At 70.6% G+C, this 13,772-nt stretch carries 11 protein-coding genes; 7 read left to right on the top strand and 4 right to left on the bottom strand.

Annotated elements, in window-relative coordinates; genetic code table 11:
* Nucleotides 1-8: 8 nt before the first annotated feature.
* Nucleotides 9-143, bottom strand: a complete 135-nt coding sequence (locus KVT45_RS01220) for an SPW_0924 family protein (RefSeq protein ID WP_217544393.1) — start codon at nucleotides 141-143, stop codon at nucleotides 9-11.
* Between the two features lie 151 nt (nucleotides 144-294).
* Nucleotides 295-2,064, bottom strand: coding sequence for a lytic transglycosylase domain-containing protein (locus KVT45_RS01225; protein WP_217544395.1), 1,770 nt, complete (start codon nucleotides 2,062-2,064; stop codon nucleotides 295-297).
* Between the two features lie 313 nt (nucleotides 2,065-2,377).
* On the opposite strand from KVT45_RS01225, the gene KVT45_RS01230 reads away from it, so the two are divergent.
* On the top strand, nucleotides 2,378-3,217 hold the full coding sequence (locus KVT45_RS01230) for a DUF4184 family protein (RefSeq protein WP_217544400.1): 840 nt from the start codon (nucleotides 2,378-2,380) through the stop codon (nucleotides 3,215-3,217).
* On the opposite strand, the gene KVT45_RS01235 is transcribed toward KVT45_RS01230, so the two are convergent.
* Complete coding sequence (locus KVT45_RS01235) at nucleotides 3,153-3,530, bottom strand: hypothetical protein (protein WP_217544402.1); 378 nt, start codon at nucleotides 3,528-3,530, stop codon at nucleotides 3,153-3,155. The genes KVT45_RS01230 and KVT45_RS01235 overlap by 65 nt on opposite strands.
* A gap of 668 nt (nucleotides 3,531-4,198) precedes the next feature.
* Complete coding sequence (gene polA / locus KVT45_RS01240) at nucleotides 4,199-6,925, bottom strand: DNA polymerase I (RefSeq protein ID WP_217544404.1); 2,727 nt, start codon at nucleotides 6,923-6,925, stop codon at nucleotides 4,199-4,201.
* Between the two features lie 341 nt (nucleotides 6,926-7,266).
* On the opposite strand from polA, the gene KVT45_RS01245 reads away from it, so the two are divergent.
* The 6 genes from KVT45_RS01245 to KVT45_RS01270 all read left to right on the top strand — a co-directional run bounded on the left by KVT45_RS01245 (nucleotide 7,267) and on the right by KVT45_RS01270 (nucleotide 13,770).
* Nucleotides 7,267-9,561 (top strand): FdhF/YdeP family oxidoreductase, encoded by a 2,295-nt coding sequence (locus KVT45_RS01245; RefSeq protein WP_217544406.1) that lies wholly within the window; start codon nucleotides 7,267-7,269, stop codon nucleotides 9,559-9,561.
* An 89-nt stretch (nucleotides 9,562-9,650) separates the two neighbouring features.
* Nucleotides 9,651-10,136, top strand: a complete 486-nt coding sequence (locus tag KVT45_RS01250) for a PaaI family thioesterase (RefSeq protein WP_217544408.1) — start codon at nucleotides 9,651-9,653, stop codon at nucleotides 10,134-10,136.
* A 58-nt stretch (nucleotides 10,137-10,194) separates the two neighbouring features.
* Nucleotides 10,195-10,581, top strand: a complete 387-nt coding sequence (locus KVT45_RS01255) for a hypothetical protein (protein ID WP_217544410.1) — start codon at nucleotides 10,195-10,197, stop codon at nucleotides 10,579-10,581.
* Between the two features lie 56 nt (nucleotides 10,582-10,637).
* The gene (locus tag KVT45_RS01260; protein WP_308310626.1) at nucleotides 10,638-11,180 is read left to right on the top strand and encodes a Tat pathway signal sequence domain protein; all 543 of its coding nucleotides are present in this window, start codon (nucleotides 10,638-10,640) and stop codon (nucleotides 11,178-11,180) included.
* A gap of 305 nt (nucleotides 11,181-11,485) precedes the next feature.
* Nucleotides 11,486-12,724, top strand: coding sequence for a branched-chain amino acid ABC transporter substrate-binding protein (locus tag KVT45_RS01265; protein WP_217544411.1), 1,239 nt, complete (start codon nucleotides 11,486-11,488; stop codon nucleotides 12,722-12,724).
* A gap of 113 nt (nucleotides 12,725-12,837) precedes the next feature.
* Nucleotides 12,838-13,770 (top strand): branched-chain amino acid ABC transporter permease, encoded by a 933-nt coding sequence (locus tag KVT45_RS01270; RefSeq protein ID WP_217544413.1) that lies wholly within the window; start codon nucleotides 12,838-12,840, stop codon nucleotides 13,768-13,770.
* Nucleotides 13,771-13,772: the final 2 nt, after the last annotated feature.

A 13,772-nucleotide genomic window follows, 5' to 3' on the forward strand; every position in this document is an offset into this window, starting at 1 on the left:
GGCGGCGGTTACGGGTGTGAGGGCACCGTCGTGAGCAGCGGCTTCGGGGACGTCCTCCCGGCCGGCGACCCGAGGGCGCCGACGGTCACGACCAGGGCGAACGCGAGGGCGAGACCGGTCGCAGCGGCGATCAGGGCACGCATGCGGGACCTCCCTACGGCCGACGGCTTCCTGATGGATCGTCAGGTCCGGGCACCGTAGCAACGGGAGGGTGAGATGAGAACAGGTCGTACGACGACGAGGGCGCCGTCCCGCGTCGGCGGGAGGGCGCCCTGGGTGTCGGACGACGGTGGGTCAGGAGGTGGCGGACGCGCTCGGCGAGGCGGAGGCGGAGGCCGAGGCGGAAGCGGACGCGCTGGGCGAGGCGCTCGGCGACGGGCTCGACGAGGGGTCGGCCGCCGCGACCGTCAGCTCGACGGTGAGCGTGGCGCCGCCGGTGGTGGTGATGCGGAGCAGGAACGTGCCGGTGGTGTCGTCCGCGTACAGCTTGGGCAGCGTGAGCAGGCCGTTCGCGTCCGTCTGAAGGTCCGTGAGGGTGCGGACGGGGTTGCCGTTCGCGTCCTTGAAGTACGGGCCCTTGTCGTTCGTGCTCGTGTCGTCGGCCGACTTGATGAGCGTGGCGGTGGCGGCGACCTTGTCGGCGACGGCGCCCTGGTAGGTGGCCTTCACCTGCACCTGGTCGGTGAACTCGCCGCCCGGGGTGCAGGTCGGCGCGGTGGTGTTGGCGAGGGCGAGGGTGTCGGCGGCGCGCGCGGTGACGGTCGCGTCGTAGTCGACGCCCTTGACCGTGCGGCCGACCACGGTGGCGTGGACCGTGAAGTCGCCCGTCTCCTCGCCCGCCTGGAGCGCCGGGGCGACGGCGACGCCCTTGCTGTCGGTGACGACCGTGGCGACGGTCTCGCCGCCGGCGAAGGTCGCGTCCGTGTCCCCGACGATGGTGAAGCGGACCCGGATCTTGGCGACGGTCCGGCCTGCCTTGGTCTCCGCGCGCGTGCTGATCTGCTTGTCGAACGCGTCGCCGGCCATCGCCGTGAGCGTGGCGGTGCCCGCGTCCTCCAGGTGGTCCACGGAGTCGGTGGCCGTGGGCGGCAGGGTGGGCGTGCTCGGGGTGCTCGGCGTGGGCTCGTCGGGCTTGGGCATGGTCTCGGTCGGCTTCGTCGTGGAGCCGTCGGAACCAGAGCCGGAGCCGGAATCGGAACCGGTCGAGCCGTCGCTGCGGTGCGAGGGCAGGGTTCCCGTGCCGTTCGGGACCGAGTGGGTGCCCTTGCGGTAGAACTCGTACCAGGACAGGACCAGGTTGAGATAGGCCTGCGAGTTGTTGTAGCTGAGGATCGCGCTGTTCATGTCGGCCTGGACGGACAGGTCCCAGCCGTAGCGGCACAGGTAGTGGCCGGCGGCGAGCGCCGCGTCGTAGACGTTGTTGGGGTCCTTGACGCCGTCGCCGTTGCCGTCACGGCCCGCCCACGCCCAGGTCGAGGGGATGAACTGCATGGGGCCGACGGCCTGGTCGTACTGGCTGTTGCCGTCGTACTTGCCGCCGTCGGTGTCCTGGATGAGCGCGAAGCCGTTGCCGTCGAGCTCGGGGCCGAGGATGCGGTGCAGGGTGTTGCCCTCGGCGTCGACGTCGCCGCCGCGGGCCTGGCCGGACTCGACCTTGCCGATGGCCGCGAGCAACTGCCAGGGCAGGTTGCAGCCGGGCTTGGAGCTGCGCAGCTCGGCCTCGGCCTTCTTGTAGGCGTCGAGGACGGTGGCGGGTATGCCGGCCTCGGCCTCGCCCCGGGAGACGGCGGTGCCGATGCTCGGCGAGGAGGCCGTGGGGCTCGCGCTGGGGTTCGGGCTGTTGAGCGGCGGCAGGTCCGTGTAGTACGGCGAGTTGCCGGTGGCGCCGTCGGCCGCCCCGGCTCCGTCGGGCGCGGAGGTGCTGGCGCCGGCGTTGGCCTGTCTGCCCGTGTCTCCGGTCGTGGCGCCCGGAGCCTGGGAAGCGGACAGTGCCGCTACCGCCAACGCGGCCGCGGCGGTCGTCGCCGCTCCCTTGCGCAGCCGACTGCCGAATTGCGCCGCCATAAGGTGAACCCCTCCCCTGGACGCCTTCTGAGCGTCCGTCTCCGTCTGTCCGCTCGCCTCTGGTGTGACGGTCGACCCGGTGCTGTGGTTGCCCCCTGTTACCTCTTTCGCGTGGTGAGGTAGCGCATCCGGCCGTGCACGCCGGGGCGGCGACCCAGGCGACCCTACGACAACTTCCTTTCCACGGACACCCGGCGGTGCCCGATTTTCACCAGTTGGCCATTCTCCGTTGAACGATGGTGGTGTCGCGGATACTTGCCGTACGCGATCACTTGTTCGGCGCTCCGGCCGACGACTCTTCCAGGGGGCCCGGGTGCCGTTCACTCTCAGCCATGCCGCCGCCGTGCTGCCCGCCGTGCGCGGCGACGGGACCGGGCGCGGGCGGCTGGTGCCGGCGGTGCTCGTCGCGGGGTCCTTCGCGCCCGACCTCACCTACTACGCGGCGAGCGCGGTGCCGGACGCGATGGAGTTCGGTACGGTCACGCACTCCTTCACCGGTGTCCTCACCGTCGACGTGCTGTTCTCCTGGGCGCTGGTGGCGCTGTGGCTGCTGGTCCGGGAACCGGTGGTGGCCCTCGCGCCCCGCGCCCGGCAGGGTCGGGTGGCCGCGCTGCTGCGCTGCGGGGCGCCACGCGCGCGTGCGGGGCTCTCGGTGACCGCGTGGTGGTACGTCTCGGCCGTGCTCGGCGGGCTCACGCACGTCGTCTGGGACGCGTTCACGCACCACGACCGCTGGGGGACGCGCCTGATCCCGGCGATCGGCCGGAACGTCGCGGGCATGCCGCTGTACACCCTGCTCCAGTACGGCAGTTCGGCGGTGGGCGCGGCCGTGCTCGCCGTGTTCGCGGTCCGCGCGGTACGGCGGGCGCCGGCGGCGGAGCCGGTGGGGGTGCCGCTGCTGTCGGTACGGGACCGGTGCTGGGCGGGCGCCGCGATCGCCGGCTGCGCCCTGCTCGCGGCGGTGCAGCGGGCGGTGCGGTGGTGGGAGTACCGGGGGGCTACGGCGAAGCCCTGGGAGCTGCTCCCCACGGTGCTCTTCGGAGCGGGCGCGGGGCTGTTGCTCGGGGTGCTGGGGTACGCCGTGGCGGTCAGGGTGTGGCGTCCGGCTCCGGTGGCCGACGACGTGCGGCTGAGTCCGTCGGCCGTTCGGTGAGGCTCGCCACGAACACCGTCATGGTCCGGGGGCGGCGGGGGCCGGGGAGCGCGGTGAGGAACAGCGCGAGGTAGCTGCGGGCGAGGTCGAGCCACTGGCGCAGGTCGGGGCGGGCGCGCAGTCTGCGCCGGAGGCGGGTGACCGTCCGGCGCACGGTGATCGCGAGGTCGGTGGGGATGCGGGCTGTGCTGGCACCGGCCGCCAGGGCCGGGGCCGACGGGGACGCCGTGACCTGAGCGGAGGCGGAGGCGGAACGGGCCTTGGCCGGAGGCCTGCTCTGGGGCGTCCGGCGGTGAACCATACGTATACCCATGGCCGCATCCTTGCCGGTGGCGGAGGCCGGGGCGTTCTGACGGGGTCCACGCGAGTGACGAGGCGCCGCCCTCCTTTCCCCGCCGCCCCCTCATCCTTTCTCCGCCGCCCCGTCTCCTTTCTCCGCCGCCCCTCTCCTTGCCTCCGCCGCCCGTCTTCTTCCTTCGCCGACCCGTCTTCTTTCTCCGCCGCAACGGTGCTCAGCCACGACGGTGGCTTCCGGCGGTGCCGAACCGGGCGCACCCCGTGGGTTCGGCACCGCCGGAAAGCTCCGCTGTGGCTGCTCGCCGTTGCGGCGGAGAAAAGGGGGGGCGACGGAGAAAGGAGAGGGGACGGCGGAGAGGGAGAGGCAGGAGAGAGGGGAGGGAGGGAAGGAGGGCGCGCCGCCAACGGAATCGGGCAGCGGCACCCTCCGCCGGCCTCCTTGAGACGCGCCCCCTGCCGGCCTCCGTTGGAGACGCACCCCCCGTCGACCTCCGTTGGAGACGCACCCCCCGTCGACCTCCGTTGGAGACGCACCCCCCGTCGACCTCCGTTGGAGACACGCCCCCCGTCGACCTCCGTTGGAGACACGCCCCCCGTCGACCTCCGTTTGAGACGCGCCCCATGTCGGCCTCTGTGGCTCGGCTCGGCTCGGCACGCGTGCTCTGTCGGCTCTCGCCGGAGGCGTCAGTGCGCTGCCGATTCCCAGTCCGGGCCCACGCCCACCGAGACGTCCAGGGGGGCCCTGAGGTGGACCGCGTCGGACATCTGGTCGCGGAGGAGGGATTCGACCCGGTCCCGCTCGCCGGGGGCGATCTCCAGGACGATTTCGTCGTGGACCTGGAGGAGCATGCGGGACTTCAGCTCCGACTCGCGGAGTGCGGCGTCCACCCTCAGCATGGCGATCTTGACGATGTCCGCCGCCGTGCCCTGGATGGGCGCGTTGAGCGCCATCCGCTCGGCCGCCTCCCGGCGCTGGCGGTTGTCGCTGTTGAGGTCGGGGAGGTAGCGGCGGCGGCCGAAGAGTGTCGCCGTGTACCCGGTGGCACGGGCCTCGTCGACAACCCGGTGCAGGTAGTCGCGGACCCCGCCGAAGCGCTCGAAGTACGTGTCCATCAGGGCCCGGGCCTCGCCCGCGTCGATGTTCAGCTGCTGGGAGAGGCCGAAGGCCGACAGGCCGTACGCGAGGCCGTACGACATAGCCTTGATCTTGCGGCGCATCTCCGCGTCGACGGCCGACCGGTCGACGTCGAACACCTGGGAGGCGACCGTGTTGTGCAGGTCCTCCCCGGAGGTGAACGCCTCGATCAGGCCCTCGTCCTCGGAGAGATGGGCCATCACGCGCAGCTCGATCTGGCTGTAGTCCGCGGTCATGAGCGACTCGAAGCCCTCGCCCACGACGAAGCCCCGGCGGATCGCCCGGCCCTCGTCGGTGCGGACCGGGATGTTCTGGAGGTTGGGGTCGGTGGAGGAGAGCCGGCCGGTCGCGGCGACGGTCTGGTTGAAGGTGGTGTGGATACGGTCGTCGGCGGCGACGGTCTTGATCAGGCCCTCGACCGTGACCCTGAGCTTGGCCTGCTCGCGGTGCCGGAGCATGATCACCGGCAGTTCGTTCTCGGTCTGGCCGGCGAGCCAGGCGAGCGCGTCGGCGTCGGTGGTGTAACCGGTCTTGGTCTTCTTCGTCTTGGGGAGGGCCAGCTCGCCGAAGAGGACTTCCTGGAGCTGCTTGGGCGAGCCCAGGTTGAACTCGTGGCCGGCCGCCGCGTGCGCCTCCTTCACGGCCTGCTGCACCGCGCCCGCGAACATCTGCTCCATCGCTTCCAGGTGCGCGCGGTCGGCCGCGATGCCGTGCCGCTCCATGCGGGCGAGCAGGACCGACGTGGGCAGTTCCATGTCACGGAGCAGATCCGCCGCGCCGACCTCCTGGAGCCGCTCCCCGAAGGCCTCGCCGAGGTCGAGGATCGCGCGGGCCTGGATCATCAGCGCCTCGGCCTCGGCGCCGTCGTCCGCGCCGAACGCCAGCTGGCCGTCGGCCGCGGCGGCCGGGGCCAGCTCGCGGTGCAGGTACTCCATGGACAGCGCGTCCAGGTCGAAGGAGCGGCGGCCGGGCTTGACCAGGTACGCGGCGAGCGCGGTGTCCATGGTGACGCCCTCGATGGTCCAGCCGTGCTCGGCGAAGACCCGCATGGCGCCCTTGACGTTGTGGAAGACCTTGGGCCGCGCGGCGTCGGCCAGCCAGGCCGCCCACGCGTTCTCGTCGGCCTCGTCCAGCTCGGCGGGGTCGAACCAGGCGGCCGGGCCGTCGGCCGTGGCGAGGGCGACCTCGGCGACCGAGCCGGTGCCGAGCGCCCAGGTGTCGACGGTGGCGATGCCCAGTGGCGCCGTGCCGTGCCCGGCGAGCCAGCCGGCCAGCTCGCCGGTGCCCAGGACCGTGGCGTCGACTTCCACGCCCGCCTCGGCGACCGGCGTGGACTCGGCCTCCTCGGCGCCCGGGTCGACGGCGTAGAGCCGCTCGCGCAGCGACGGATTGCGGATCTCCAGGGTGTCCAGGATCATCGCGACGCTCTTGCGGTCGTACGGCGCGCGCTCCAGGTCGGCGACCGTCTTCGGCAGCTCCACGCCGCGCTCCAGCTCGGTGAGCCGGCGGTTCAGCTTGACGGACTCCAGGTGGTCGCGGAGGTTCTGGCCGGCCTTGCCCTTGACCTCGTCGACGCGCTCCACCAGCTCGGTGAAGGAGCCGAACTGGTTGATCCACTTCGCGGCTGTCTTCTCGCCGACGCCCGGAATGCCGGGGAGGTTGTCGGACGGGTCACCCCGCAGGGCCGCGAAGTCGGGGTACTGGGCGGGCGTCAAGCCGTACTTCTCGAAAACCTTCTCCGGGGTGAACCTGGTCAGCTCGGAGACGCCCTTCGTCGGGTAGAGGACCGTGGTGTGCTCGGTGACCAGCTGGAAGGAGTCACGGTCGCCGGTGACGATCAGGACCTCGAAGCCCGCGGCCTCGGCCTGGGTGGCGAGGGTGGCGATGATGTCGTCGGCCTCGAAGCCCGCGACGGCGAAGCGCTGCGCGTGCATGGCGTCGAGCAGCTCGCCGATCAGCTCGACCTGGCCCTTGAACTCGTCCGGGGTCTTGGAGCGGTTCGCCTTGTACTCGGTGAACTCCTCGGAGCGCCAGGTCTTGCGGGAGACGTCGAACGCCACCGCGAAGTGCGTGGGCGCCTCGTCACGCAGGGTGTTGGCCAGCATCGACGCGAAGCCGTAGATCGCGTTCGTCGGCTGGCCCGTCGCGGTCGTGAAGTTCTCCGCGGGCAGCGCGAAGAACGCGCGGTAGGCCAGCGAGTGCCCGTCCATGAGCATCAGCCGGGGACGGGATCCGCCGGGGGTCTTGTCGGTCTGCTTCGATGCTGTCTCTGCCACGCCCCCGATCCTGCCACGCCGCACTGACAGTGAGGGCCGACGGTTCGGGTTGCGGTGACATCGGCGCCGCCGCCCAGCACCGTCGTGGCTGTTCGCCGTTGCGGCGGAAAGATCTCGGGAGCGGCGGAGACCGGAGAGGAGCAGGCGCGCGGGGATCAGCGGACCGGCGGCTGCGAGCCGGCCGGCGGGTACGCGGATCCGGGCGGGGTGGGCCGAGGGGCCCGGCCTCGTCAAGCATTGGTTCCGTTCCGCTCGGCAGACCGTGCTCGATCGTTGTCGGTGGCGCGTGCGAGGATCGGGTGTCCAGCGCAGTGGTGCAGGTGTAGCAGGGAGAGCGTGCGATGGCGACGAAGCCGCCCAAGGGGGATCCGGTCCAGGACGCGCCGCAGGTCGCGGAGCCGAAGCACGCTGCCGCGGGGCTGCCCGCCATCGGGCACACGCTGCGCATCGCCCAGCAGCAGATGGGCGTGAAGCGCACCGCGCTGACGCTGCTGCGCGTCAACCAGAAGAACGGCTTCGACTGCCCCGGCTGCGCCTGGCCGGAGCCCGATCACCGGCACACGGCCGAGTTCTGCGAGAACGGCGCCAAGGCGGTCGCCGAGGAGGCCACCCTCCGTCGGGTGACGCCCGAGTTCTTCGCGACGCACTCCGTGGCCGACCTGCACCACCGCAGCGGTTACTGGCTCGGCCAGCAGGGGCGACTCACCCACCCCATGTATCTCGCCGAGGGCGCCGAGCACTACGAGCCGGTCGGCTGGGAGCGCGCCTTCGACATCATCGGCGAGGAGATCGCGGCCCTCGCCTCCCCCGACGAGGCGGTCTTCTACACCTCGGGGCGGACCAGCAACGAGGCCGCGTTCCTGTACCAGCTGTTCGCACGCGAACTGGGCACCAACAACCTGCCGGACTGCTCCAACATGTGCCACGAGTCCTCGGGCTCGGCGCTGACCGAGACGATCGGCATCGGCAAGGGCAGCGTCCTGCTGGAGGACCTGTACAAGGCCGATCTGATCATCGTCGCCGGGCAGAACCCGGGGACCAACCACCCCCGGATGCTCTCCGCCCTGGAGAAGGCCAAGGCCAACGGCGCGAGGATCATCAGCGTCAATCCGCTCCCGGAAGCCGGCCTGGAGCGGTTCAAGAACCCGCAGACCCCTCAGGGCATGCTCAAGGGCGCCGCGCTGACCGACCTGTTCCTGCAGATCCGCATCGGCGGCGACCAGGCCCTGTTCCGGCTCCTCAACAAGCTCGTCCTCGAGACGGACGGCGCGGTCGACGAGGAGTTCGTGCGCGAACACACGCACGGGTACGAGGAGTTCGCCGAGGCCGCCCGCGCCGCCGACTGGCACGAGACGCTCACCGCCACCGGACTCACGCGCGAGGAGATCGAGAAGACCCTCGGGATGGTGCTCGCCTCGGAGCGCACCATCGTCTGCTGGGCCATGGGGCTCACCCAGCACAAGCACTCGGTGCCGACCATCCGAGAGGTAGTCAACTTCCTGCTGCTGCGCGGCAACATCGGCCGCACCGGCGCGGGCGTCTGTCCGGTGCGCGGCCACTCGAACGTGCAGGGCGACCGCACGATGGGCATCTTCGAGCGTCCTGCCCCGGCCTTCCTGGACGCCCTGGAGAAGGAGTTCGGCTTCGCGCCCCCGCGCGAGCACGGCTTCGACGTCGTCCGGGCCATCGAGGCGCTGCGCGACGGCGAGGCGAAGGTCTTCTTCGCGATGGGCGGCAACTTCGTCGGGGCCACCCCCGACACGGAGGTCACCGAGGCGGCGATGCGGCGCGCGCGGCTGACCGTGCACGTGTCGACGAAGCTCAACCGCTCGCACGTCGTCACCGGCGCGCGTGCGCTGATCCTGCCGACCCTCGGCCGGACCGAGCGCGATCTCCAGGGCAGCGGCGAGCAGTTCGTCACCGTCGAGGACTCCATGGGCATGGTGCACGCCTCACGCGGCCGCCTGGAGCCCGCGAGCCCGCACCTGCTGTCGGAGCCGGCGATCGTGTGCCGGCTGGCCCGCCGGGTGCTCGGCGAGAACAGCCGTACGCCGTGGGAGGAGTTCGAGAAGGACTACGCGACGGTCCGCGACCGCATCGCGCGCGTGATCCCCGGCTTCACGGACTTCAACGCGCGCGTGGCGCACCCGGGCGGCTTCGCGCTCCCGCACGCGCCGCGCGACGAGCGCCGGTTCCCGACGGCCACCGGCAAGGCGAACTTCACGGCGGCCCCGGTGGAGTACCCCGAACTGCCCGAGGGCCGGCTGCTGTTGCAGACACTGCGCTCGCACGACCAGTACAACACCACGATCTACGGCCTGGACGACCGCTACCGGGGCATCAGGAACGGGCGTCGGGTGGTCCTGGTGAACCCGGAGGACGCCCGGCTGCTGGGCGTCGCCGACGGGGCGTACGTGGACCTGGTCGGCGAGTGGAAGGACGGCGTGGAGCGCCGGGCACCGGGCTTCCGGGTGGTGCACTACCCGACCGCCCGGGGCTGCGCGGCCGCGTACTACCCGGAGACCAACGTGCTGGTGCCGCTCGACGCGACCGCGGACACCAGCAACACGCCGGCCAGCAAGTCCGTGGTGATCCGTCTGGAGGCCGGTGTGCCGCACCCGAGGGCTGCCGTCTGAGCGCCCGCTCAGTTCGTCTGGAAGAATCGGCGGCCGACTGAGCGTTTGCTCAGCCGGGAGAGACAGCCGCACGACGAACGGAGCCGGCCATGGGCGAGCAGCAGCACGTGAAGTTCCCGCAGGAGGTCATCGACGAGTACGCCGCACTGGGTGTCGACCTGCGGGCCCTGTTCTCGGCGGGCCACCTCGGCAACCGCATGGGCGTACAGATCGTGGAGGCCTCCGCGGAGCGGGTCGTCGGCACCATGCCGGTGGAAGGCAACACCCAGCCGTACGGGCTGCTGCACGGCGGTGCGAGCGCGGTGCTGGCGGAGACCCTGGGCTCGGTCGGTTCGATGCTGCACGGCGGCAGTTCGAAGATCGCGGTGGGTGTCGACCTGAACTGCACGCATCACCGCGGGGCCCGCTCCGGCCTGGTCACCGGTGTGGCCACGCCCGTCCACCGGGGGCGTTCGACGGCGACGTACGAGATCGTGATCAGCGACGAGGAGGGCCGGCGGGTGTGCACGGCCCGCCTCACCTGCCTGCTGCGGGACCTGGACGGCACGACGATGGCCTCCGCCGTCCAGGGCTGAGGGCCACCCGGTGGCGCACCCATTGCTCCCCCGCCGTCCGCGCCCGTAACGTCGGTGCATGGGACGGCGAGGAGGCACCCTACCGGGGCTGAGCGCAGTGGGGATCGGTCTCGCTCTGCTGACGGGCTGCGGCGCCCCCGGCGCCGCCGAGCGCGCCGCGGCGAGTTCCGCGTCCCCGTCGGCGACCTCCGCCGCCGAGCTGTGCGCCACGATCGTCGCGCACTGGTCGCGCGAGGTCCTGGACAGCGGCACCTATGGCGACTATCAGTCGATGGGACTGTCCAACGGACAGTACGAGATCCTCCGGGACGTCGTGGACGCCGCGCGGGCCGCGAAACGCAGCCAGGGGGCCGCCGCCGCCGACCAGCTGATCGACCGCCGGTCACACGCCGCCTGCACCGAGCGGTACCGCCACGGCGTGCCGACGGGAGGCCCCTGGCAGTGAGCGGAACGAGCGGCATCGGCCCCGTCGAACCGGGTGAGGGCACCCGTACACGGGAGGTGCGGGACACCCTTGAGACGGCCGCCCCTCCCCCGCACCTCGCCCGCCGCCGCATGGCCCTCGCCCTCGCCGCCGCGACCGTCCTCGCCGCGGGCGGCGGCTATCTCGTGGCGACCCGCCCCCATCCCCCGGCGCCGGCACCCGCCGAAGTCCCGTACCCCGCACAGACGGTGGCGTTCGCCTTCCTGGACGGCCGGGCAACTCCCGCCGGTGCCCCGCCCCGCAGCTTCAGCTTCGCGGTACGGATGACCGTGACGGACGGGCCGCCGGTCACCGTACCCAGGGTGACCCAGCCCTACGCGGGCCTCACGCTGACCGAGTCGCCGCCTGCCCCCTTTCGGACAGAAGCGGGCTCATCCCGTGAGATCACGATCACGATGCATGTGACCGATTGCAGAACAGTTCCGAAGGATGCCGGACTTCCTTTCCTGGACGTAACCCTGCGTAATACCCGCGCAATACAGGTGCAGAGTTTCATCCTGGGGCCCCGCTACGCACAGCACCTCTCACACGCCCTGAAAGTCGCCTGTAGCAACAGTTAGCAACCATTCCCGGTAATCACCAAAACACCCGAGACACCTGATCCGATGACCGCCGGTCCTGCGGGTTCTCACGATGCGGACAGGGCGAATCGGCCTGAATTCCACTCTTCTCCGCACCGTGTACCGCTCTGCATTACCTCGTGTCATAACAAGAGCGTCACAGCATGGGTCAGACCCTCCTCCACATTCCCCCCACCCGCCTAGAGTCACGGCCAGTCACGACACCGACGGATTCTCTCCGCCACCGGGGGGCGTGGCTCGACCGCTTCCACGGGGATGCGGTTGTTCAGGGGAAAGGACTGATCGTGCGTCAACGTTCGCTCATCGCCATCACCGCCGCGCTGGCAGCGGGAGCACTCACCCTCACGGCCTGCGGTTCGCGAGACAGCGGCGACAAGGGCTCCGACTCCGGCAGTGGCGGCACCACCGTCACCATCGGCGTCGACGCTCCGCTGACCGGCGACCTGTCCGCGCTCGGCCTGGGTATCAAGAACTCGGTTGACCTGGCGGTCAAGCAGGCCAACAAGAAGAAGTACGTCTCCGGCGTCACGTTCAAGATCGAGGCCAAGGACGACCAGGCCCAGCCCTCCTCCGGCCAGGCGAACGCCACCGCGTTCGTCGGCGACAGCAGCGTCTACGGTGTGGTCGGCCCGCTGAACTCCTCGGTCGCGCAGTCGATGCAGAAGGTCTTCGACGACGCCAAGCTGGTCGAGGTCTCCCCGGCCAACACCAACCCGGCGCTGACCCAGGGCGACAACTGGCAGACGTCGAAGTCGCGGCCGTACAAGTCGTACTTCCGTACCGCGACCACGGATGCCATCCAGGGCCCGTACGCCGCGCAGTACGTGTACAACACGGCGAAGCTGACCAAGGCCTTCATCATCGACGACAAGAAGACCTACGGCGCCGGCCTCGCCGCCACGTTCACCGGGGAGTTCAAGAAGCTCGGCGGCAAGGTGGTCGGCACCGAGCACATCAACCCCGACTCCAAGGACTACTCCGCGGTCGTCACCAAGGTGAAGAACTCGGGCGCCACCGTGGTCTACTACGGCGGTGAGTACCCGCAGGCCGGTCCGCTGAGCAAGCAGCTCAAGGCCGCGGGCGCCAAGATCCCGCTGGTCGGCGGCGACGGCATCTACGCCGACGACTACATCAAGCTGGCGGGCACCGCGGCCGCCGGTGACATGGCCACCTCGGTCGGCGCACCGGTCGAGACCCTCGACTCCGCCAAGGAGTTCGTCGACAACTACAAGGCGGGCGGCTACTCGGAGGCGTACGGCGCCTACGGCGGCTACTCCTACGACTCCGCCTGGGCGATCATCGAGGCCGTGAAGAAGGTCGTCGACGACAACGGCGGCAAGCTGCCGTCCGACGCCCGCGCGAAGATCACCGCCGCGGTGCAGAACGTCTCCTTCGACGGTGTGACCGGCAAGGTCTCCTTCGACGAGTACGGTGACGCGACCAACAAGCAGCTCACCGTCTACAAGGTCGACGGCGGGGCTTGGAAGGCAGCCACCTCGGGCACGTACACGCCGAGCAGCTGACCCACACCCGCACGTATCACCGAGCCGCGCGGGGCGCTGTTCCACTGGCGCCCCGCGCGGACTCGCATCCGGCCTCATCCGTCGAACTTTCCGAACGTCTCGGAGGACATGCGGTGAACGAACTGCCGCAGCAGCTGGTCAACGGCCTGCTACTGGGATCCATGTACGGGCTGGTCGCCATCGGCTACACGATGGTCTATGGCATTGTCCAGCTCATCAACTTCGCCCACGGCGAGATCTTCATGACCGGTGCCTTCGGCGCGCTCACGGTCTACGCGTATGTACTGCCCGACGGCACCTCGATGTGGATAGCTCTCCCGCTGATGCTGGTGGGCGCGATCATCGTCGCCGTCCTGGTCGCCGTCGGAGCGGAACGGTTCGCCTACCGCCCCCTGCGCACCGCCCCGCGTCTCGCCCCCCTCATCACCGCCATCGGCCTCTCCCTGGCCCTGCAGCAGGCGGTGTGGGCCTGGTACCCCGAGGCCAAGTCCGCCCGTACCTTCCCGACCATCCCGGGCGGTCCCTTCAACATCGGCAACGTCACGATCCAGACCGGTGACATCTTCCTGGTGGTCGTGGCCCCGCTCAGCATGGCCTTCCTCGCCTACTTCGTGATGCGCACCCGCACCGGCCGCGGCATGCAGGCCACCGCCCAGGATCCGGACACCGCGAAGCTGATGGGCGTCAACACCGACCGCATCATCGTGATCGCGTTCGCCCTCGGTGCCGCCTTCGCCGCCATCGGCGGTGTCTCCTACGGCCTCAAGTACGGCCAGATCGACTTCAAGATGGGCTTCCTGCTCGGTCTGAAGGCCTTCACCGCGGCCGTCCTCGGCGGTATCGGCAACATCTACGGCGCCATGCTCGGCGGCCTCGTCCTCGGCGTCGCCGAGGCCCTGTCGACCGCCTATATCTCGAACATCCCCGGCATGGGGCAGTTCGGCAGCCAGTCCTGGGCCGACGTCTGGGCGTTCGTACTCCTCATCCTCGTACTGCTGTTCAGACCACAGGGTCTGCTCGGCGAACGCGTCGCGGACAGGGCGTGACA

Origin of the sequence: Streptomyces sp. GbtcB6 (genome assembly GCF_019091475.1) — a bacterium.
GTDB lineage: Bacteria > Actinomycetota > Actinomycetes > Streptomycetales > Streptomycetaceae > Streptomyces > Streptomyces hyaluromycini.

What these genes read in the sequence shown, in the direction of transcription:
- KVT45_RS01220 (WP_217544393.1), bottom strand. Translation starts at nt 143, where the DNA reads ATGCGTGCCCTGATCGCCGCTGCGACCGGTCTCGCCCTCGCGTTCGCC.
- KVT45_RS01225 (WP_217544395.1), bottom strand. Translation starts at nt 2,064, where the DNA reads ATGGCGGCGCAATTCGGCAGTCGGCTGCGCAAGGGAGCGGCGACGACC.
- KVT45_RS01235 (WP_217544402.1), bottom strand. Translation starts at nt 3,530, where the DNA reads ATGGGTATACGTATGGTTCACCGCCGGACGCCCCAGAGCAGGCCTCCG.
- KVT45_RS01245 (WP_217544406.1), top strand. Translation starts at nt 7,267, where the DNA reads ATGGCGACGAAGCCGCCCAAGGGGGATCCGGTCCAGGACGCGCCGCAG.
- KVT45_RS01250 (WP_217544408.1), top strand. Translation starts at nt 9,651, where the DNA reads ATGGGCGAGCAGCAGCACGTGAAGTTCCCGCAGGAGGTCATCGACGAG.
- KVT45_RS01255 (WP_217544410.1), top strand. Translation starts at nt 10,195, where the DNA reads ATGGGACGGCGAGGAGGCACCCTACCGGGGCTGAGCGCAGTGGGGATC.